Origin of the sequence: Flagellimonas marina (assembly GCF_042651185.1) — a bacterium.
GTDB classification, from domain to species: Bacteria; Bacteroidota; Bacteroidia; order Flavobacteriales; family Flavobacteriaceae; genus Flagellimonas; species Flagellimonas marina.
Genome location: NZ_JBHSCL010000009.1, coordinates 161,475 through 182,541 on the forward strand (window position 1 = coordinate 161,475; position 21,067 = coordinate 182,541).

General features: G+C 41.7%; 17 protein-coding genes. 13 read left to right on the plus strand and 4 right to left on the minus strand.

All coding sequences use genetic code 11. From position 1 onward, the window contains the following. The first annotated feature begins 105 nt into the window (after nt 1-105). The 7 genes from mfd (at nt 106) to ACFOWS_RS14605 (ending at nt 6,793) form a co-directional block, all read left to right on the plus strand. Nucleotides 106-3,549: a transcription-repair coupling factor gene (gene mfd, locus ACFOWS_RS14575; RefSeq protein ID WP_379765986.1), complete on the plus strand. Its 3,444-nt coding sequence runs from the start codon at nt 106-108 to the stop codon at nt 3,547-3,549. Nucleotides 3,550-3,563: 14 nt separating this feature from the next. Then, nucleotides 3,564-4,274: a Dph6-related ATP pyrophosphatase gene (locus ACFOWS_RS14580; protein ID WP_379765989.1), complete on the plus strand. Its 711-nt coding sequence runs from the start codon at nt 3,564-3,566 to the stop codon at nt 4,272-4,274. 103 nt (nt 4,275-4,377) lie between these two features. After that, a complete protein-coding gene (locus ACFOWS_RS14585) occupies nt 4,378-5,001 on the plus strand; it encodes an FISUMP domain-containing protein (RefSeq protein ID WP_379765991.1) in 624 nt (207 codons plus the stop codon). Between the two features lie 147 nt (nt 5,002-5,148). Continuing rightward, nucleotides 5,149-5,505, plus strand: a complete 357-nt coding sequence (locus ACFOWS_RS14590; RefSeq protein ID WP_379765994.1) for a nuclear transport factor 2 family protein — start codon at nt 5,149-5,151, stop codon at nt 5,503-5,505. Nucleotides 5,506-5,511: 6 nt separating this feature from the next. Continuing rightward, on the plus strand, nt 5,512-5,937 hold the full coding sequence (locus tag ACFOWS_RS14595; protein ID WP_379765996.1) for a VOC family protein: 426 nt from the start codon (nt 5,512-5,514) through the stop codon (nt 5,935-5,937). 36 nt (nt 5,938-5,973) lie between these two features. Continuing rightward, the gene (locus tag ACFOWS_RS14600; protein WP_379765999.1) at nt 5,974-6,366 is read left to right on the plus strand and encodes a VOC family protein; all 393 of its coding nucleotides are present in this window, start codon (nt 5,974-5,976) and stop codon (nt 6,364-6,366) included. 10 nt (nt 6,367-6,376) lie between these two features. Continuing rightward, nucleotides 6,377-6,793: a VOC family protein gene (locus ACFOWS_RS14605; RefSeq protein ID WP_379766002.1), complete on the plus strand. Its 417-nt coding sequence runs from the start codon at nt 6,377-6,379 to the stop codon at nt 6,791-6,793. Between the two features lie 49 nt (nt 6,794-6,842). Here ACFOWS_RS14605 and ACFOWS_RS14610 read toward each other — a convergent pair whose 3' ends face one another. Then, nucleotides 6,843-8,000, minus strand: coding sequence for a serine hydrolase domain-containing protein (locus ACFOWS_RS14610; RefSeq protein ID WP_379766005.1), 1,158 nt, complete (start codon nt 7,998-8,000; stop codon nt 6,843-6,845). Nucleotides 8,001-8,084: 84 nt separating this feature from the next. On the opposite strand from ACFOWS_RS14610, the gene ACFOWS_RS14615 reads away from it, so the two are divergent. Beyond that, complete coding sequence (locus tag ACFOWS_RS14615; RefSeq protein WP_379766008.1) at nt 8,085-8,588, plus strand: VOC family protein; 504 nt, start codon at nt 8,085-8,087, stop codon at nt 8,586-8,588. Here ACFOWS_RS14615 and ACFOWS_RS14620 read toward each other — a convergent pair. The 3 genes from ACFOWS_RS14620 to ACFOWS_RS14630 all read right to left on the minus strand — a co-directional run bounded on the left by ACFOWS_RS14620 (nt 8,585) and on the right by ACFOWS_RS14630 (nt 11,711). Beyond that, complete coding sequence (locus tag ACFOWS_RS14620) at nt 8,585-10,561, minus strand: DUF3352 domain-containing protein (RefSeq protein WP_379766011.1); 1,977 nt, start codon at nt 10,559-10,561, stop codon at nt 8,585-8,587. The two genes, ACFOWS_RS14615 and ACFOWS_RS14620, sit on opposite strands and share 4 nt — an antisense overlap. A gap of 73 nt (nt 10,562-10,634) precedes the next feature. Then, nucleotides 10,635-11,294: an aspartate kinase gene (locus ACFOWS_RS14625; protein WP_366586656.1), complete on the minus strand. Its 660-nt coding sequence runs from the start codon at nt 11,292-11,294 to the stop codon at nt 10,635-10,637. A gap of 57 nt (nt 11,295-11,351) precedes the next feature. Continuing rightward, nucleotides 11,352-11,711, minus strand: a complete 360-nt coding sequence (locus ACFOWS_RS14630) for a YraN family protein (protein ID WP_379766014.1) — start codon at nt 11,709-11,711, stop codon at nt 11,352-11,354. 169 nt (nt 11,712-11,880) lie between these two features. Between ACFOWS_RS14630 and ACFOWS_RS14635 the strand changes: the two genes are divergently transcribed. The 5 genes from ACFOWS_RS14635 to ACFOWS_RS14655 all read left to right on the plus strand — a co-directional run bounded on the left by ACFOWS_RS14635 (nt 11,881) and on the right by ACFOWS_RS14655 (nt 21,057). Continuing rightward, nucleotides 11,881-13,377 carry a DUF1800 domain-containing protein gene (locus tag ACFOWS_RS14635; RefSeq protein ID WP_379766017.1) on the plus strand — a complete coding sequence of 499 codons (1,497 nt, stop codon included), beginning with the start codon at nt 11,881-11,883 and terminating at the stop codon, nt 13,375-13,377. 10 nt (nt 13,378-13,387) lie between these two features. Next, the gene (locus ACFOWS_RS14640; RefSeq protein WP_379766020.1) at nt 13,388-15,109 is read left to right on the plus strand and encodes a DUF1501 domain-containing protein; all 1,722 of its coding nucleotides are present in this window, start codon (nt 13,388-13,390) and stop codon (nt 15,107-15,109) included. Between the two features lie 153 nt (nt 15,110-15,262). Further along, the gene (metG, locus tag ACFOWS_RS14645) at nt 15,263-17,359 is read left to right on the plus strand and encodes a methionine--tRNA ligase (RefSeq protein ID WP_379766023.1); all 2,097 of its coding nucleotides are present in this window, start codon (nt 15,263-15,265) and stop codon (nt 17,357-17,359) included. 116 nt (nt 17,360-17,475) lie between these two features. Beyond that, nucleotides 17,476-18,870, plus strand: a complete 1,395-nt coding sequence (locus ACFOWS_RS14650; protein ID WP_379766026.1) for a hypothetical protein — start codon at nt 17,476-17,478, stop codon at nt 18,868-18,870. 63 nt (nt 18,871-18,933) lie between these two features. Beyond that, entirely contained in the window at nt 18,934-21,057 is a 2,124-nt protein-coding gene (locus ACFOWS_RS14655; RefSeq protein WP_379766029.1) for a Tex family protein, read from the plus strand. The last annotated feature ends 10 nt before the right edge of the window (nt 21,058-21,067 follow it).

Sequence of the window (21,067 nt, forward strand, 5' to 3'; positions counted from 1 at the left end):
CATTGCCGCAATATTTGTTATTTTGACAGAGCATGGCGACGAGAAATCCGAAAAAACATTTTCCGAAAAAACATTTCAGTTTATCTTTGCCGCAAAGTTTTTGGATTGACCAAAACCCCAATTTCCCAACGCTTTGCTCAGTCTCCCCAACTCGGGAAACTGCGGAATGCTATTGCCAAACCTCAAAATAACAATGCCAAAATCAATCTTAAAGGATTGGTGGGTTCGTCCCTTTCCTTTATAATTTCAGAGGTTTTTGCTTCTACGGACAAACCTTTCTTGCTGATTCTCAACGATAAAGAAGACGCAGCCTACTACCTGAACGATTTAGAGCAGTTGATTGGTGAAAATGATGTGCTTTTTTATCCAGGAAGTTACCGAAGACCCTATCAAATTGAAGAGACCGATAATGCCAATGTCCTGCTTCGTGCCGAGGTTTTGAATCGAATCAACTCCCGAAAAAAACCAGCAATTATTGTCACTTATCCCGATGCACTTTTTGAAAAAGTGGTCACTCGGAAGGAGCTCGACAAAAACACCCTCAAAATAAAATTGGAGGATACGCTTTCATTGGATTTTTTAAATGAAGTTCTTTTTGAATATAAATTCAAGCGGGTGGATTTTGTGACCGAACCCGGAGAGTTTTCGGTTCGTGGTGGAATTGTGGACGTATTCTCTTTTTCGCATGACGAGCCGTATCGTATTGAATTTTTTGGGGATGAAGTGGACAGCATTCGAACCTTTGATGTGGAAACCCAGCTCTCCACGGATAAGGTGAAGAAAATTACCATCATTCCCAATGTGGAGAACAAGTTTTTACAGGAGTCCAGAGAGAGTTTTCTCAAATACATTTCACCCAAAACTGTAGTTTTTGCCAAGAATCCCGCTTTGATTTACGATCGTATTGATTCGTTTTTTGCGAAGGCCGAAGAGAGCTTTACCAAACTCAGTACCGAAATCAAACATGCAAAGCCCAACGAGCTTTTTGTGGATTCTGCTTTGCTGAAAGAGCAGTTGGAGGATTTTTTGTTTGTGGAGATTGGAGCAACTTCTGTCACTTCGAGCGCAGTCGAGAAGCAGACAGAAAATTCTCCCCCAGCCACTCCCTCGACTGCGCTCGGGAAGACAGCTCATGATAAGATTGCTATCCAATTCAATACCAAGCCCCAACCCTCTTTCAACAAAAAATTCGACCTGCTCATTGAAAACCTTAATGAAAATCGCGAAGCAGGTTTCACCAATTATATTTTCTGTTCCACCGAGCAACAGGCCAAACGTTTTCATGACATTTTTGATGAAGTAGACCAAACCGTTCACTACCAAACGGTAGTGTTTCCACTGTATAAGGGTTTCATCGATATAAATTTAAAGCTGGCTTGTTATACCGACCATCAAATCTTTGAACGGTACCATAAATTCCATCTAAAAAATGGCTACGCCAAAAAGCAAGCCATTACCTTGAAAGAACTCAACAAGCTTGAAATTGGAGACTACGTTACCCACATTGACCATGGCATTGGGAAGTTTGGTGGGCTTCAAAAAATTGATGTGGAGGGTAAAAAACAGGAAGCCATAAAATTGATCTATGGCGATCGCGATATCTTGTACGTTAGCATTCACTCGCTCCACAAAATTTCTAAATACAATGGTAAGGATGGTGCCCCGCCTAAAATCTATAAACTGGGTTCTGCCGCTTGGAAAAACTTAAAGCAAAAAACCAAGAGTCGGGTAAAGAAAATTGCGTTCGACCTTATCCAAGTATATGCCAAAAGACGCTTGGAAAAAGGATTCCAATATGCTCCTGATAGCTATCTGCAACATGAACTAGAAGCGTCATTTATTTATGAGGATACTTTAGATCAAGAAAAGTCGACGCAAGACGTTAAAAAAGACATGGAAAGTGAACGGCCCATGGACCGCCTTATTTGTGGTGATGTTGGTTTCGGAAAGACCGAAGTGGCCATCCGTGCGGCTTTTAAAGCGGTTGACAATGGCAAACAGGTAGCGATTTTGGTCCCTACTACCATTCTTGCTTTTCAACATAACAGAACTTTTAAAGAACGGCTTTCAGACATGCCCGTTACCGTGGATTACCTCAACCGGTTTAGAACGGCAAAAGAGAAAAAAGATGTTTTAGAGCGGCTGTCCGAGGGGAAAATCGATATTATCATAGGCACCCATCAACTGGTCAATAAGAATGTAAAGTTCAAGGATTTAGGGTTGCTGATTGTGGATGAAGAACAAAAATTTGGGGTTTCTGTAAAAGAAAAACTTCGTTCCATCAAGGAAAATGTGGATGTGCTCACATTGACCGCTACGCCTATTCCAAGAACACTTCAATTTAGTTTAATGGCAGCACGTGACCTTTCCGTCATCAACACCCCTCCACCCAACCGATATCCTATCGAAAGTCAGGTGATTCGATTTAATGAGGATATTATCCGAGATGCAGTTTCGTATGAAATTCAAAGAGGTGGTCAGGTGTTCTTTATCCATAATCGCATTGAGAACATAAAGGAAGTTGCCGGAATGATTCAACGTTTAGTGCCCGATGCAAAAATTGGTATTGGCCATGGGCAAATGGAAGGAAAAAAACTGGAACAGCTTATGCTCGCCTTTATGAACGGGGAGTTTGATGTGCTAGTGTCCACCACCATTGTGGAAAGTGGCTTGGATGTGACCAACGCCAACACCATTTTCATCAACAACGCCAATAATTTTGGGTTGAGTGACCTGCACCAAATGCGGGGGCGCGTAGGCCGAAGCAATAAAAAGGCCTTCTGCTTTTTCATCACTCCTCCTTACGAAGTGATGACGCCTGATGCCCGAAAACGTATCGAAGCGTTGGAGCAATTCACTGATTTAGGGAGTGGATTCAACATTGCCATGAAGGATTTGGAAATCCGTGGAGCCGGAGATCTACTGGGGGGTGAACAGAGTGGGTTTATAAATGAGATTGGGTTTGAGACCTATCAAAAAATATTAGCCGAAGCCATTGAGGAACTCAAGGAAAATGAGTTTAAGGAGTTGTATGATGAAGTGGAAACAGGTAAGGAAAAAACCTATGTGAAAGAGTTGCAATTGGATACCGATTTTGAACTGCTCTTCCCGGATGACTACATCAACAACATTACCGAACGACTAAACCTCTATACCCAACTCAACCAAGTGAAGGATGAGGAAGAACTCCAAAAATACGAAGCTGAACTGGTAGACCGTTTTGGTGAACTTCCCGAAGAGGCTAAGGACTTACTCAATTCTGTCCGAATTAAGTGGATTGCAACTCATATTGGATTGGAGAAAGTAGTATTGAAAAAGGACAAGTTTATTGGGTATTTTATTGCGGACCAACAATCTCACTTCTACCAAAGCACTGTATTTACTCAAGTGCTGCAATATGTGCAACATCATCCCCAACAAGCCAAACTCAAGGAAAAGCAGACCCGAAATGGACTGCGGTTGTTATTGGTATTTGACCGAATCACGAGTGTTGAAAAGGCATTGAAGGCACTGGAGCCCCTCAGCCCCCAAAAAGTAGTGGCATCATAGCCCAAAATCCTATTATGTCACAAAAACCAAAAACCTATTTTAACTGGAGTTCCGGCAAGGATTCCGCAATGGCACTCCACTATCTGCTGGAGCAAGGCAACTATGACATTGACCGATTATTGACCACAGTAAATGCACATTACAATCGCGTTTCCATGCACGGTCTGCCCAGAAAAGTCTTGGAGTCCCAGGCAGCATCTGTAGGCATTCCCTTGGAGGTTCTTGAAGTTCCTGAAAAACCCAGTATGGAGGAATACAATGATTTAATGCGGAGCACGGTCACCCAATTACGGGATTACGGGTACACCCATACAGGTTTTGGGGACATTTTTTTGGAAGACCTTAAGCAATATCGGGAAAATATGCTCCATCCCTATGGACTAACCACGCTTTTCCCATTGTGGAAAAAGGACACCACTGAGTTGATAGAGGAGTTTCTAGCACTAGGGTTTCGGGCCATGATCATTTGCGTCAACAATTCAAAATTGGATGCATCATTTTTAGGACAGGAACTATCACGGGAACTCATTACCAAATTCCCTTCAAGTGTTGACCCATGTGGTGAAAATGGCGAATATCACACTTTTTGCTTTGACGGTCCCATATTTAAGAGCCCTATTCCTTTTTCAGTCGGAGAAAAAGTCTTTAAGGCCTACGATGACCCATCAAATCCTTCAAAATCCATTCAGTTTGGTTTCTGCGATATAGAATTGGAAACCCTATAATTGACATAAGGCCTTAGCGTCTCTTTTTCAGCATAATATATAATAAAAATGGGTTTAAAAAGTTATATAAAACGATAGAAACCCAAACTATAAAATCGCATTGATGAAACCTCAACTTCTAAAATTCCCAATAGTTCTAGTCTTTGTATTTTTAAGTGTTTCCTGTTCCAACGACGATGATGGCGGTAGCCAAGAAGTTGCGGATTTTACCGTTTCTTCTTTTACAGATGATAGGGATGGAACCACCTACAAAACCGTAAAAATTGGTAATCAAGTATGGTTTGCTGAAAACCTAAATTATACTTTGGACAATGGACAAAGTGCATGTTACGATGACAGTGCGTCCAATTGTTTGTTATACGGCAGACTGTATCGAAGTGATGATGCAGCAACTGCGTGCCCAGATGGGTGGCATCTTCCTTCGGAAGAAGAGTGGCAAGAACTTTTTGATTATTTGGGTGGCAACACCGTAGCCATGAATTTGTTGGAAGTGGGTGCCAGTTTTCAAAATAGGGATGTGGAATTTAACTTATTGGCCGCTGGTAGATTTTGGTCCACCCAAGTGGGGTATGAGTTTTTGAATAATACAGGGTTTTATTGGACCACCTCTCCCGGCGGTTCCCAATTCGCAACCACAAAATTTATTGAATTTACCCCTGGAACTTCATTGACCGTTGATTGGGAGAATGTTGGAAGAAAAATGAGCTGCCGATGCGTTGAGGATTAAATAACCCTCGCGCACCTTCTTCACAAGCTTTTTAATTTTTAAGAGTTCGCTTCCATGTCGTAATCGACCCGTAGGATTGTCGTTTTCACACATGAGTAGACTGTTTTGTTCCCCATATATTTGGGTAGCTATAAATTATTGATACTCATGACAGAAAAAGGAAAATTTTTAAGGAAATTTAATGAGGCTTTCGCCAAAGGGGATACCCAATTTATTGCTGAAAGTGTGACCCAGGATATCCAATGGACAATGTTTGGGGATAAAACCATAAATGGCATGGAAGAATTCAAAAAAGAAATTGAATCCATGGTACAGTCTGAATGTGGCCTGGAACTCGATAAAATCATTACCCACGGAAACACTGCCGCGGTGAACGGCGTTATTCATTCCCAAGACCAAAATGGAAATCCTGCTGCCTATGCTTTTTGTGATGTGTATACGTTACGCGGGTTTAAAAATCCCAGGATCAAAGAAATGAAATCCTATTTTACGAAAATCAAATAGAGCAATATGAAAACCAATAAAGTAAAGACGTTTTGGATAAATCTACCTGTAAAAGATGTGAAAAAATCCAAAGAATTCTTTAACCGCCTCGGCTTTCAAGAAACCGAGAATCAACCAAAGAACGATGAATATGCCGGTTTCTATCTTGATGAAAACAAAACGGTGTTGATGCTCTTTCCTGAAGAACGTTTTGCCCATTTTGCCGGAAACCCCATCGCTGATACTTCCAAAGGTACCGAAGCATACTTGAATCTTGACTCCCCTACCCGTGAATATGTAGACGAGTTTTCCGAAATGGTCAAGAATGCTGGCGGAACTGTATACGCAGAACCCTCGGAATTGGAAGGTTGGATGTATGTTATGGGTTTTATCGACCTAGATGGACATCGTTGGGGAATGCTGCATATGGATATGTCCAAATTACCAAAGTAAAGTTTATACCATTTAATAAATACAAAAAACTGAAATATGGAAAACCAAAAACCCAATCCCGTTGTGTGGTTCGAAATTTATGTGAACGATATGGCCCGTGCACAAAAATTCTATGAAACTGTTCTGGATATCAAATTTGATAATCTTCCTATGCCTTCCGATGAAGGAGGATTGACCATGAAATTCTTTCCGAACGAGATGAACAATTTTGGCGCTGGCGGCGCACTCTGCAAAATGGAAGGTTTTGCCGCAGGAGGCAATAGTACCTTGGTTTATTTTGGAAGTGAGGATTGTAGTATTGAGGAAGCCAGAATTGAAAAAGCCGGTGGAAAAGTGTTCAAGCCTAAATTTTCTATAGGGGAATATGGTTTTATTGCCCTTGGAACCGATACAGAAGGGAATATGTTTGGTCTGCATTCCATGTCTTAACCATACGTGAATGAAGCAGATTTTTATAAACCTACCGGTAAAAGAGCTTCAGGCTTCCCAAGCTTTTTACAGGGAATTGGGATTTTCCGATTATGAATTGTTTTCGGGTGATAACCAAAAATGCATGAAGTGGGGCGATGCTGTTTATGTGATGCTGCAATCCTTTACCTTTTTCAATTCTGGGAACAACAAAACCATTGCAAATCCTAAAAACAGTAGAACCGCTTCATTTACATTGCCTGTTGATAGTGTGGAACTTCTGAACCATATGGTTGAAAAAGGCATACATGCAGGTGGAAATGAGCCTACTCCAATTCGTGATGAAGGATTTATGAAAGTTCGAACCCTAGAAGACCTAGATGACCATTCTTGGAGTATCATTCATCTGAATATGGAAAAATTTCTTGACATTAAGAATAACAAATAGAAATAATTCCACCTCCTTTGCCAACCTAAGAGGAAAATCATAGAATTGTTCAAAAAGCCTGATACACCTGCTTTACAAAATCCCCAATTTGTGAAGGCTCCAACCATCGCGTCACGATAAGCAATCCGCTTTTTTGGTCCACCACAATAAAATTGCCGCCAAATCCGGCTGCGTAAAATACATGTTCGGGCACATCTTCCCAATGGCGGGGGCCTTTTTGGTTCAACCACCACATATACCCGTAATTTACATTGGGCACCGAAGGCTGCGTAGCTTTTTTGATCCAATCTTCACTGACCAGTTGTTGGTCTTTCCATTTTCCGTTATTGAGGAACAACAAGCCAAAACGGGCCATATCTTCGGTAGAAATAAACAGTCCTGCTCCAGAATGTCCTCCCCCGGTCACGGATTTCATTTTCAGCCCATCAATTACAGTCCAAGCATGATCATAACCATACCAACGCCATGCGGGGGTCGCCTCAATCTTATCCATCAACTCCTCCTTCAACACCAAGGGCAATGGTTTTCGCCAGAGATGCGTCAAAGCATAGGCCAGTACATTTACGCGAACATCGTTATATTCCATCACAGTGCCCGGTTCGTTGAGCTTCCGAAACTTCCAGTCGTCTAGATCACCTTCACTGGGCGGACGATCGGCCCAATCCTTACCGCCCCACAGTTCCCCAGACCAATCTGAGTTTTGTTGTAGCAAGTGCTCCCACGTAATCTTGGAATTATGGGCACCATCAAACGTACCATCCCAAACATAATCCCCAACTTTATCCTTTACATTTTTGATTAATCCTTGGTCTTGAGCCAGTCCTGCCATGGTAGATAAAAAGCTTTTGGTGACGCTAAAGGTCATATCCACCCGCTGTGTATCGCCCCAAGAGGCCAGAAGATATCCATCTTTAATAATCATTCCGGCAGGACCTCCCCGTTTTTTTGTAGGTCCCAAAATTTCATGAAACGGTTCTCTTTTGAATCCCTCCAAAATGGCCTGACGTAAATCCCGGGAACCTGAATACTCATTGTTTTGGGCAAACTCAATAGCAGTATCGAGTTGTTTCTCATTGTATTTAAATTGACTTTTCTCGGCGGTTTTCCAAATCTCGTAGCGCGTTGGAAAATAGAATTCCTGGGCTACCGCAGAATTCGAACCAAAAACGAGCAAAAGAAGAAAGGAGAGTTGTAAAAATTGCTTCATGGGGATATGTTTTATATCGCCTGAAGGTAATAATTGTTATTGAAATCGTCCCAATGGCTACCTTTGCATTTCAGCTATTGAATTATGGAAAAATTGCCTCAATATTCCGTTCCGGTCCAAACCAGAATTGGCCATGTGCACCTAAAAGTATCTGACCTACAAAGATCCTTGGATTTTTATTGTGGGCTTTTGGGTTTTGAGATTACCCAAAGCTACGGCGACCAAGCCGCTTTTATTTCAGCGGGTGGATACCATCATCATATTGGATTGAACACCTGGCATAGTAAAGGAGCACCACCTGCCCCAAAACGGGCTGCTGGACTATTCCATACGGCCATTTTGTATCCTACCCGAAAAGATTTGGCCACTATCCTAAACCGATTGATGGAGGCAGAATATTCCTTGACCGGTGCAGCCGACCATGGGGTTTCCGAAGCACTGTACCTGAACGACCCCGATGAAAATGGTGTGGAACTCTATTGGGACCGACCCAAAAAAGATTGGCCACAAAAAGAGGATGGCTCTTTGGATATGTATACTAAATCCTTGGACTTGAATGACCTTTTGACGGAATTGAAAAACGACTAAAACCGTTTTTTCCAGACCATTTTCCCTTCGGCATTATAGTAGTGCCACATACCTACCTGTTCATCATTTCGGAAACGTCCTGTTATTTTTTCGGTGCCGTCTGAGTAGTATTCCGTATAGCGACCGTGTTTTAGCCCATCCTTTAGGTCAACCTCGAACCGTAGCGACCCATTGGCGTAATTTCTACTGAAGGATTTTGCATTTAAATCGGTGGGGTAAATGGGTTTTAGGTCAAAAATGGCATCGGTGATTTCCGTTGAGTTTGAGGTATTAGGATTTTGCATTTGAATCTTTTCCTCGAACTGGGCATTTTTCTTGACTTCCTCCACATTTTGATAGTTCAGCACCAATCGACTCTCAAACAAGTTGTCTTCAGGGGTGAGTTGAAACCCAACTTGGGGAAAGCAAATGATGAAATCCTTGTTTTTTCTCATTTTCTGTTTGGTAGTAGCATCCGCCAAGGCATACATATTATTATAAAGTACAGGAATGTTGCTATAGACAAATACGGTCGATTCGGATTTAAAACGATCATTGAACTTTCTGAATTCATCGGAAGTGGACAAGGTTTTCTCAGCCACAACATTATCAATAATACTTTTTAAGGTGTTGGGGTTATCACTAAAAATGACATAGCCATTAATCTGTGTAAAATAGGGTTTGTCAAATTGTTCAAACCGATTTCCCAGCAAAATCTTGAAAAAGCCTTTTATGGAAAGAAAATTAATTTCATGCTCCTTATAGTTCACCGCCTTAAACTTAACAGGCGTCTTTTTTCGGATTTGTTCCAGTACAAAATCCAGATTTTCTTTGGCTTTTTCAGAATCATTCGCTTTTAAGACTAGCGCCATATCATTTTTTCCTTTGGAAATATGGGACTGAATCTGCAAAAGGGCCACCTCATCCCCAATCCAACTGACAAAATTCTCTTTGACATCGATTTTAAGGAACTTCTCTACTTTTTCAATACCAGCTTGGTAACTTTCAAACTTTTTGGGGTCATTTTGCTGAACCATTTCAAAATTCTTGTAGAACTCAGAAAAGCTATCAAACCCATAACTGATGTAGAGTGCGGTACGTTTTGGCGCTACTTGGGGAATGGTTCGTTCCGCAGTACCCGACTTTTGAAGGGCCTCCAAGTAATTTTCATTGACAGCACTGATGTTGGTAAATCCGTTGGCCACCAACGTACTGTTCTTGTCCAAATCAAAATAAAAACCAGAGAAAAGGAAGTTTTCACTGGCCCGTTTCACCCAATCTGAAGGCTGATTGGTAAACCGTTTTATATAGTCATCCAAATAATTGTACTGCAAGTACATGCGGAACAGGTCCTCGTGCCCCACTTTTTGGTTGATTTCAATAAAATTGAGGTTACGCCCAATGACTGGTTCTTGGTATTGATCAATAGAAGCCTCTACCAAGGTATGGGTATACGATGCTATCAACTGGTTTTTGATAAAGGCTATGTGCATGGTCTCCTTGCTCTTGCGATCGTGCACTTCTAAAATTTCGTGGTCGTGGTAGATACGTTTGCTCAATTCGTAATCTTCGTTGAGCAGGGTATTGAAATAACTTTTTAGCAGTTGAAGTTTGGCGATGCGCTTTAAATCCAGTACATAGAAAATTCCATACTCCTTTGGAGAAATCATATGGATGGAGATGAACAGTGCCCGGCCATCAAAAAATTCAAAAAGATTATGGTTGTTCTGAAAGACCGTATCTACCTTTTGAACGTTCTCCGTCAGCTCTGCGAAATAATCGTTCTTCCGTAGATGTTGCCACCCTTCGCTTTCACTGATTTTTTTCCAGCTTTCCACCGGGTGTTCCGATTCCACCACAAAAACGGCATCCTTCGGAATAAGGTAAATGGATTGTAGATTAGTCTTTGGCGAAAGGAGGAAAACATAGGCCAGATAGCACAAATAGAGCACCAAAAGGGCCAACAGTCCGAAAAAGATTCTTTTTTTGGTCATTCTTCCAAAAGTGTCTTGTTCTAAAACGGTATTGCGGCCATTTTAGTCTAACACACTGTGAAAGAAAGCAATCCTACAACAGTTTTAAATCTTTAATGGTCTTGAAGGCCACATCCACTTGTTCCTCATTGACCAAGATGGTAAACTCATTGGTGGTGGAAATTACCTCGTAGAGTATAATCCCCTCCCAGGCCAAGCGTTGGAAGATAAAGTAGTAAATTCCCGGGACAGAGACATTTTCTGCCGGAAGCTTAACCGTAATGGAAGACAATCCATCCGCTTTCTGGGTACAGCGTTCGTGTTTAAAATACTTTTCCACTACACCATCCATAATATTGCTGATTACAATATTGATTTCGTTGACGCCTCGTGAAGAGGTATAAAAAACATCTTGATTGTCATTTACTTCTTCCAACAAACGGGCTTGCTGTTGTAGAATGGTATCTGAAGCCAAAAAGGTATAATCCGTCAGATTAGATCGCACCGTAATCTCACCAATATTCTTGAGCACTTTTACAATCCTATGGGTAGCTCTGAACTCTAAATCGTCTGACAGACGCTTCAATGCCATCACTATGGCACCATCTTTTACATCTTTACCCAGGGCATCGGCTATTTCGGGTTTTATTTGTCGGGACAAGGAAGTAAGGTTAATAATTCCTTGCGCAAGAGCAGTTTGCAGAAAAGGCTTCTTTTTAATGTAATGCTCAACTACTGCGGAAATTGTTTTCATTATTTCTTGGTTTGGTCTGACGCAAAAATAACATATTGTTACAAAACAAACAAATGGTTAGAAAAAATAAAAAGCATCCTCCAGATGGTCAATTTCAAAATTCACCTCTTTTTTAATGACGGTGATTACGTCAAAGCGGACCTCAACATCCAAATTATTTTCCTGGACATACTGATCGGCGGCTTGAACCAAAAGACCTTGTTTCTTGGCGTTGATTGTAGTGGAAATATCTTCCAAGAACCCTGTGTTTCTTGACTTTACCTCAACTATGGCCAAAGTCTCCCCCTGCCTGGCAATAATGTCTATTTCAGCTTTCCCAAAGCGATAATTTCGAGCAAGGATTTTATACCCTTTCCCAAACAAGTAGTCCACGGCAAGTTGTTCACCTTGCTTGCCAAATTCATTATGCTTTCCCATTGATTTGGAAAAATATTGAAAAAAACGTGCAGTTCATCGAAAAATTTGGTAGTTCACAGTGATTAAAGCGTTTAGATTGTAATTTGTTGGCTGAATTGAACCACGCCCAACGTTAGCTAAACATATAGTTGCCCCAAAACTATGTACCTAATTAACGCCAGACATTGCTATGGAATACTTCATTAATTGTAATTCCTCAACGTTGGCGCCGTATACCACTCCATTGGATGAGTTACGTGCCGCCCACTTATACCGGAGGCTTGGTTTCAGTGCCTCGGTACAAACGATTAACGCCGCTGTTGGACAAACCGCAGATACCCTAGTTGACAACCTTATAGACCAAGCACTTGCCGCTCCAGTTCTACCAGCACCTGCCTGGGCAGATTGGAACAACTCCAATTATCCTGCCGATGACGATTTGGCGAGACAATTAAGACGTGCCCAGTTGGAGGAATTTACTACAGCCTATGGTAATTCCCTATTGGACAACAGTGTCAGAGATCGGTTGAGCTTCTTTTGGAGCAATCACTTTGTGACTGAGTTGGATGTGTATGACTGCAACCAATTTTTGTACTACTACGTCAACTGTCTTCAACGCAACGCCCTTGGAAATTTTAAAACTTTCGTTCATGAGATTGGCTTAACCAGTGCCATGCTCTATTATTTGGATGGTGTTCGCAACCGCGGAAACAATCCCAACGAAAACTATGCACGGGAGCTTTATGAACTCTTCACCTTGGGAGAGGGCAATGGGTATACGGAAGAAGATATCATTGAAACCTCCAAAGCTATATCAGGATATACTGAGCGAGGCGAAGAAGGCTGCACACAAGTAACCTTTAACCCGGAAGACTTTAATACGGAAAACAAGACCATTTTAGGGCAAACCGGAAATTGGAACTATGACGATGTCATCGACATCCTTTTTAATGAAAGAGCCAACGAGATTGCCGGTTTCATTTGCATGAAATTGTATGAATATTATGTTCATCCCGATTCATCTGGTGAAGAAGGTGGCAACGCCCAAGATATCATCGCTGGAATGGCGCAAACTTTCATAGCCAACAATTTTGAGATTGCTCCCGTTCTGCGACAATTGCTGAAAAGTCAACACTTTTTTGACGAAACTGCCATTGGGGTTATCATAAAAAGTCCGTTTGACCTTTACTTACATATGGTCAAGGAGACTGGCTTTGCCTATGATGATACCACGGTGTACAACATGATAGATTCAGCAGCCTTAATTGGCCAAGAGTTATTTGATCCTTACGATGTTGCCGGTTGGCAACGCGACCGTCAATGGATCAATACCAATTTTATTATTGGACGATGGTTAACCGCTGAAATGTATCTTGAACGGTTCTATCAAAACAATGCAGAACAATTCCGTGATCTAGGATTATCGTTATCCGGTACCGCTGGACAGACAAGCAACAACCCAGATGAGGTAGCAAAGCCAATTATCGACTTTTTTACCCCAAAAGGATTGTTGACCGATGCAGACTATGACCGAGCTTATATTGCCTTTAGAAGCGACGTTGATGTAAACTATTACGAAGGGGGCACCACTCCTTCTTGGACCCTCCTTGGATGGGAAACAGGACCATCACAAGTTTTCTTGTTACTACGTCATTTGTCCAGAGAACCCGAATTTCAACTAAAATAACCCTACCATTATGTGCGATAATCACCACACCCACCATACATCTCCCCATAAAGGCCTAGAACACGAAGGCCATGATTTAGAACACAAAAATTGGAGCAGACGATCCTTTATCCAGGCACTGGGTATAGCAGGTTCTGGTTCCATGTTCTTGGGGAACCATTTTATTTCAGCATCCGCCCCATCTCCTCTTACAGCTGCCATTGCCGCTGCAGAAACCGATAATATTCTCATTCTCATCAGGCTATCGGGAGGAAATGACGGACTGAGCACGGTCATCCCCATTCAACAATATGATACTTATGCTAACGCAAGACCCAACATCTACATTCCAGAAAGTAAGGTCCTAAAACTTACCGATGATTTTGGTGTACCCACCTACATGGGTTCCTTGGAACCTCTTTGGGGCGAAGGTCAGTTCAAGGCCGTTCACGGCGTAGGGTACGAAAACCAAAGCCTGTCCCACTTTACAGGGTCCGATATTTTTGCCAATACCGATTTGAACACTACCGGCTTCGGCGGTGAACCTACTGGATGGATGGGCAGACACTTTGAAGATCTCTACCCAGATTATTTGATCAACCCGCCAGAAGCACCTGCAGCCATTCAAATTGGAAACTTGGCCAACTTGGTCTTTCAAGGAAATGAAACCAACTACGCCTTTGTCACCAATAATGTGGACCAATTGCAGCAAATCGCTGAAACAGGTCTGTTTTATGACATCGAAACTGCACCGTTCGACAACTGTATGTACGGTGATCAATTACGTTTCTTGCGTGGAGTGGCCAATACCACCTACGAATATGCCGGAAAAATCCATGAAGCCTACGAAAGAGGCGCTGCGTTACAATGCGTTGAATACCAAGACAATGGTTTTGCCAGACAATTGGAACTTTTGGCCAAATTGATCAAGGGAAATCTGGGAACCAAAGTCTACATGATTTCCATTGGAGGATTTGACACTCACGGTAACCAGCCCATTGTCCACGAAAGATTGATGTCCAACCTTTCCATTGCCATCAACAATTTTTATGAGGATTTGGCCTGTACAGAGCAAGATGAAAAGGTGTTAAGCATGACCTTTTCCGAGTTTGGCCGTAGGATCTTCGAAAATGGCTCCAACGGAACCGACCACGGAAAAGCTGCTCCTACGCTCTTTTTTGGTTCAGGGTTAAATGGAAGTGCCTTTGTGGGTGACCACCCAGCGCTGGACAGTCCCAATAGCCGTGGAAACTTGGAATACACCATGGACTTCAGGGACCTTTATGGAACTGTTTTGGCCGAGTGGCTTTGCGTTCCAAGGACTGCCGTGGAACAGCACTTGTTGGGATATCAGTACAGAGCCATTGATTTAGGATTTAACTGTAGTGGCGAAGAGTTTGAGGATATTGCCATGGACAATGACCCACCAACATTTCCAGATACCCCGCCAAGTGATGATGGCATGACCCCACCAGACCCCGATTTGGTGAATACCATCGTGCACACGCCATACTACCCGAACCAACGGGCGCCCCACATCCATTTGGAAATGCCTTTTGCAGCCCATGTTGACATTGAACTTTTCAATATTTTGGGGCAAAAAGTAGGTACTGTTTTTAACGAAATGATGATGGAGGGCGCTGTAGAAATCAATATTAGGGAGCGTATGCGCGACAGCCTATCCACCGGAAAATACATTTATAGAATATCCGTTGCCGATCAACGTATGAGTAAATCCGTAATGATCATGTAAGCGACACAAAAATTCAATTTCCAGAAAGCCTCCAATAGTGCATCCCCTCACCCCAATTTAGGGCTGTACCCATTGGAGGTTTCCTTTTTACCGTAATTCCCGTTTTTGGCTTCTCGTAAAATGAGTATTTTTGGGGCTTAATTCATTTCGTACATGTCTCAGACAAAAGCTCCATCCAGATATACTGTAACTTCTGCACTGCCCTACACCAATGGACCCATTCATATAGGACATTTGGCCGGTGTTTATGTTCCTGCCGACATTTATGTTCGCTATTTACGATTGAAGGGGCACGATGTAGCTTTTGTTTGCGGTAGCGATGAACATGGAGTGGCCATTTCTATGAAAGCCAAAAAGGAAGGCGTTACACCCAAGGAAATCATTGATAAGTACCACAACATCATTAAAAAGTCGTTTGCGGACTTTGGAATTTCTTTTGACAATTATTCCAGAACCTCTGCAGAGGTACATCACAAAACCGCTTCGGATTTTTTCAAAACACTCTATGAAAAGGGTGATTTTATTGAGGAAGAGACCGAACAACTATATGATGAGGAGGCCCAACAGTTTTTGGCCGATAGATTTGTCGTTGGAACCTGCCCTAGATGTGGTCATGGGGAGGCATATGGCGACCAGTGCGAAAATTGTGGATCGTCCTTGAACGCAACGGACCTTATCAACCCAAAATCCACCATCACCGGAGGTGTTCCGGTGCTTAAAAAAACCAAACACTGGTTTTTACCTTTGGACCGTTACGAAGATTTTCTTCGGAATTGGATTCTGGAAGGCCATAAATCCGATTGGAAACCCAATGTCTACGGTCAATGCAAATCTTGGATAGATGAAGGCCTTAAACCCCGTGCCGTGACCCGCGATTTGGACTGGGGAATCCCTGTTCCCGTGCAAGGCGGCGAAGGAAAGGTGCTTTACGTTTGGTTTGATGCGCCCATCGGCTATATTTCGTCCACTAAGGAATGGGCCGAGCGAGAAGGAAAGGACTGGAAACCCTATTGGATGGACAAGGACACCAAATTGGTCCACTTTATTGGTAAGGACAATATCGTTTTCCACTGTATCATCTTTCCAAGTATGCTCCAAGCCCATGGCGATTTCATTTTACCGGAAAATGTTCCCGCCAACGAGTTTTTGAACTTGGAGGGCAACAAACTATCCACTTCTAAAAACTGGGCGGTGTGGCTGCATGAATACTTGGAGGAATTCGCAGATATGCAAGATGTGCTTCGCTATGCACTTACGGCCAATGCTCCAGAGACCAAGGATAACGACTTTACCTGGAAGGATTTTCAAGCACGGAATAACAACGAACTCGTTGCCATTTTTGGCAACTTTGTCAATCGCGTAGCGGTTTTGACACATAAATATTACGATGGGGTGGTTCCTAATCCAAATGCATTTGAGACCGTGGACAAGGAAACCTTGGAAGCACTGAAAAACTACCCTCAAATCCTTTCCAATTCGTTGGAGCGTTATCGCTTTAGGGAAGGAAGTCAAGAATTGATGAACCTAGCCCGATTGGGCAATAAATATTTGGCCGATGCCGAACCGTGGAAACTCATCAAAACGGATGAGGAACGAGTAAAAACTATTATGTATGTGGCCCTTCAGATTGCCACGGGTCTAGCCATTCTCAGTGAACCCTTTTTGCCATTTACTTCGGATAAGTTGAAAAAGATTCTTCGTCATGCTGAACTTGATTCACCATCTCACTGGAATAATGTGCCAAACCTTGATGAATTGTTACCCGCAGGCCATCAAATCAACCCAAGCGAGCTGCTCTTCCGAAAAATTGAAGATGCCGAAATTCAACAACAGTTAGACAAACTGGAAGCCACCAAAAAAACCAATGCGTCGGCCACAAACAATACAGATTCCATGGAAAAAAAGCTAATTCCCCAAAAAGACACTATCACGTATGATGACTTCAGCAAACTGGACATGCGTGTGGGCACCATCATCGAAGCTGAAAAAATGCCAAAGACGGATAAGCTTTTGGTCTTAAAAGTGGATACCGGGCTGGATACCCGAACCATTGTTTCCGGAATTGCCAATAGCTTTAAAGCCGAAGAGATTATTGGCAAAAAAGTAACCGTTTTGGTCAATCTGGCACCCAGAAAACTCCGCGGTGTGGAAAGTGAAGGCATGATTTTGATGACGGAAAGCACTGACGGCAAACTTGTTTTCATGAACCCAGACGAGGATGGGGTTGGGAATGGGGAGACCATCAATTAATTTTAGATGCATTTTACAAACCCCCTTGTTTTTAATAGATGAATAAAAAAATAGTTTTTCTGACTCTAAGTCTAATCTCATTTCTATACAGTCCATTGTTTGGCCAAGATATATTTTTGGAACAAGAATTGCATTTAAAAGATAGTCATTACGTGATGAAGGATATCTTACCTATTGTAAATGAAAGGAATGGAGATTTTGCGCTATTTTTTAATGAGTCGAAAACTCTATTTGCTTATTTGTTTAATCGAAACAAAGAAAAAATAGGAGAAATATCTACTAAAGAAGTACCTAGAAAATATAAAGTCTTGTTAGGTTACAATATCGATAATATCGGAAAAAAATATACCTCCTTTTCATCCAACAATAAAAGAAACAGTTTTTTGGCAACTAGCTTTGATTTTGATTCAAAATTAGTTGTATCCAAGGAAATTGCACTTCCCATTGATGAAGAGGTATTCGTTCAAGCATTAAATCATAATGGCTCTTTCATTCTTATTACAATCACTAAAAACAGTTCCATCTTAAATTTTTACTCTTTTAAAGATTCTTCAGCATATGTAAAAAACGCTTTGGAACTTAAGGATTTTGCCTTTTTGGATAAAAAAGGAAGAAAAATTTCACTTTATAAACTTCTTCTTGATAAGCCTAAACTGTCTTTTTCAAAGACCTCTTTTGAGGATTTGTCATTTGAAATGATAGATACATCAATTCCCGTTCCAATGGAAGCTGCATCGCATGCTAACAAACTTTATCTATTTAACAACAAAGCTTATTTTACATTTGACGGTTTTGACGAGGTAGCCCAAATACTTAGTATTGACCTTGAAAATTTTGAATGGGGCAAAAGAAAAATTGAAAAACCAATAGCCAAAATTTCTACTGATGAGAAAAAGACAAATTCGTTTATCTTCAATGAAAACGTTTTTTTAATTAGTTGTACCAAGAGAGGATTGGTTTTTAGGATAGAAAACTTAAATTCTGGTGTTTCCGTAAAAGAACATTCCATTCTTGTAACTGAGGAAATCAAAATCAATAATACGCCCATAATCCAAGAAGGTGGAATGTATGACAATTATAGAGAATTTGATCGTACAGATAAATTCATACGTAAAGTTTTTGCCTCCAATGTTGGATTGGCCATTAATCGTTATGGCGAAAATTATGAAATTACCGTTGGAGGCACCAAAAATATTTCTTCAGGTGCCCCTATGATGATGCCAATGGGAGGCATTCCTTTGGCAACTACTAGTTTAGGAAATCTAAATTTGACTTTAAACTATTACTACTATTACACCTCTGATAAATCCATCTACTTCACTGGACTTTTTAATAGTGATTTTGACCATATTGATGGTGAAATAGGGGAAAATTCTTTTAACAAGATTGATAATTTCAAAGAAAATAGGCGTGACAGAATCTTTTCTGAGACAGTTTTCAAATACCATAATGATATTTTGTGGGGCGAATATTTACCCGCTAAAAATACATATGTTCTAAGGAGTTTCTAGTGCTAGAAAAGTCCAAAATAAACTATTATTCAATTAGTAATGCTACTACCTTACAGTAACTAAATGCACCTTATTCCTTACATCTTACGGTACACCAGCCTTTCTGAAAAAAATGTTGAAAACACGGTAGCACTCTTGAATAAAGATTGCACCATTCCCTTTATTTCACGTTATCGGAAAGAACGCACCGGAAATCTGGATGAAGTACAGATTGGCGAAATAGTAAAGTACAAAGAGCAGTTTGAGGCATTGGAAAAAAGAAAGGCTGTCATCATCAAGGCTGTGGAAGAACAGGGAAGTCTCACTCCAGAACTACAGGCAAAATTCCAAAACTGCACCGATCTTACCAGTTTGGAAGACCTCTATCTTCCCTTCAAGAAAAGTAAAAAGACCAAAGCCGAAACGGCTAGAAAGAATGGTCTGGAGCCGCTCGCCAAAATCATCATGGCGCAACACAATGATGAAATTGAGTTTATGGCCTCAAAATACCTTAGTAAAGATGTGGTGAATGAAGATGATGCCCTCGAAGGAGCCCGACATATCATTTCTGAATGGATCAATGAACGTACCGATATTCGAAATCAGCTTCGTAATCAGTTAGAGCGACATGCGCTTATTGTGACCAAGGTGGTCAAAACTCAGAAAGAAGATGAAAAAGCACAGAAGTTCCGAGATTACTTTGATTGGAGCGAACCTTTAAGCCGATGTCCTTCGCATCGTTTTCTGGCCATCATGCGTGCTGAAAAAGAAGGGTTCATTCGGGTTAAAATCGAGATTGATGATGACCGCGCTTTGGAAGCGATGGAAAGACGCATCATCAAATCGAACAACGCTTGTGCCGAACAAATTGAAATGGCCATTGCAGATGCCTACAAGCGACTTTTGCTTCCATCGCTTTCCAATGAACTTTTAAAATCAGCCAAGGAAAAAGCAGATACAGCTGCCATTCAGGTGTTCTCTAAAAACCTTAAGCAGTTGCTCCTCGGTGCACCGCTGGGCGAAAAACGTATTTTGGCCATTGACCCCGGATTCAGAACGGGCTGCAAAGTGGTTTGTTTGGATGAACAGGGCGATTTAAAACATAACGAGACCATTTATCCCCACCCACCACAAAAGGACAGCTCTGGAGCCATTAAAAAAATAAGCTCGTTGGTAGATGCCTATAAAATCGAGGCCATTGCCATTGGCAACGGAACGGCATCCCGCGAAACGGAGCAACTGGTAAAACGCATCCCATTTAAAAAACCCATTGAGGTTTTTGTGGTGAGTGAGGCAGGGGCTTCCATTTATTCGGCTTCCAAGATTGCGCGCGAAGAATTTCCCAATTATGATGTTACGGTTCGAGGTGCGGTGTCGATTGGTAGGCGTTTAGCCGACCCTTTGGCCGAATTGGTAAAAATTGATGCCAAATCCATTGGTGTGGGGCAATATCAGCATGATGTGGATCAGACCCAATTAAAATCTTCCCTGGATACGGTAGTTGAAAGTTGTGTGAACTCCGTTGGCGTGAACATTAATACGGCCAGTGTTCCCTTGCTTAGTTATGTATCGGGAATTGGGCCGAAATTGGCTGAAAATATCGTCACATACCGAAATGAAAACGGGGCATTTGGAAGCAGGGAGCAGATTAAAAAGGTCCCTCGCCTTGGTGGAAAAGCCTTTGAGCAAAGCGCAGGATTTTTGCGCATAAAAGATGGTGAAAACCCCTTGGATGACTCTGCTGTTCATCCAGAAAGTTATGATATTGTAAAACGAATGGTGAAAGACCAAGGTGTTCCATTAACTGAGATTGTGGGCAACAAATCGGCTTTACAACGCATCGACCTAAAATCGTATTGCACGGACACCATCGGAATCCCAACGCTAAAGGATATTTTAAGCGAGCTTGAAAAACCAGGTCTGGACCGCAGGGAAAAGGCAAAGGTTTTTACCTTCAATCAGAATATAAGGGAGATAACCGACCTTCACCAAGGTCAACTATTGCCTGGAATTGTCAACAACATTACCAATTTTGGCTGTTTTGTGGATATCGGAATCAAAGAAAGTGGGCTTATCCATATTTCCAACCTATCCGATACTTTTGTAAAGGATGTCAATGAACATGTGAGTCTTCATCAACAAGTGGTGGTCAAGGTTCTAGATGTGGACGTTAAAAGAAAGCGGATTCAATTGGCTTTGCACAAATAAGGGATTCCAA

Bases quoted from the DNA above. Each gene is read 5' to 3' on its own strand.
- ACFOWS_RS14580 (WP_379765989.1), top strand. From the start codon at position 3,564: ATGTCACAAAAACCAAAAACCTATTTTAACTGGAGTTCCGGCAAGGAT.
- ACFOWS_RS14585 (WP_379765991.1), top strand. From the start codon at position 4,378: ATGAAACCTCAACTTCTAAAATTCCCAATAGTTCTAGTCTTTGTATTT.
- ACFOWS_RS14590 (WP_379765994.1), top strand. From the start codon at position 5,149: ATGACAGAAAAAGGAAAATTTTTAAGGAAATTTAATGAGGCTTTCGCC.
- ACFOWS_RS14595 (WP_379765996.1), top strand. From the start codon at position 5,512: ATGAAAACCAATAAAGTAAAGACGTTTTGGATAAATCTACCTGTAAAA.
- ACFOWS_RS14600 (WP_379765999.1), top strand. From the start codon at position 5,974: ATGGAAAACCAAAAACCCAATCCCGTTGTGTGGTTCGAAATTTATGTG.
- ACFOWS_RS14605 (WP_379766002.1), top strand. From the start codon at position 6,377: ATGAAGCAGATTTTTATAAACCTACCGGTAAAAGAGCTTCAGGCTTCC.
- ACFOWS_RS14610 (WP_379766005.1), bottom strand. From the start codon at position 8,000: ATGAAGCAATTTTTACAACTCTCCTTTCTTCTTTTGCTCGTTTTTGGT.
- ACFOWS_RS14615 (WP_379766008.1), top strand. From the start codon at position 8,085: ATGGAAAAATTGCCTCAATATTCCGTTCCGGTCCAAACCAGAATTGGC.
- ACFOWS_RS14620 (WP_379766011.1), bottom strand. From the start codon at position 10,561: ATGACCAAAAAAAGAATCTTTTTCGGACTGTTGGCCCTTTTGGTGCTC.
- ACFOWS_RS14625 (WP_366586656.1), bottom strand. From the start codon at position 11,294: ATGAAAACAATTTCCGCAGTAGTTGAGCATTACATTAAAAAGAAGCCT.
- ACFOWS_RS14630 (WP_379766014.1), bottom strand. From the start codon at position 11,711: ATGGGAAAGCATAATGAATTTGGCAAGCAAGGTGAACAACTTGCCGTG.
- ACFOWS_RS14635 (WP_379766017.1), top strand. From the start codon at position 11,881: ATGGAATACTTCATTAATTGTAATTCCTCAACGTTGGCGCCGTATACC.
- ACFOWS_RS14640 (WP_379766020.1), top strand. From the start codon at position 13,388: ATGTGCGATAATCACCACACCCACCATACATCTCCCCATAAAGGCCTA.
- metG (WP_379766023.1), top strand. From the start codon at position 15,263: ATGTCTCAGACAAAAGCTCCATCCAGATATACTGTAACTTCTGCACTG.
- ACFOWS_RS14655 (WP_379766029.1), top strand. From the start codon at position 18,934: ATGCACCTTATTCCTTACATCTTACGGTACACCAGCCTTTCTGAAAAA.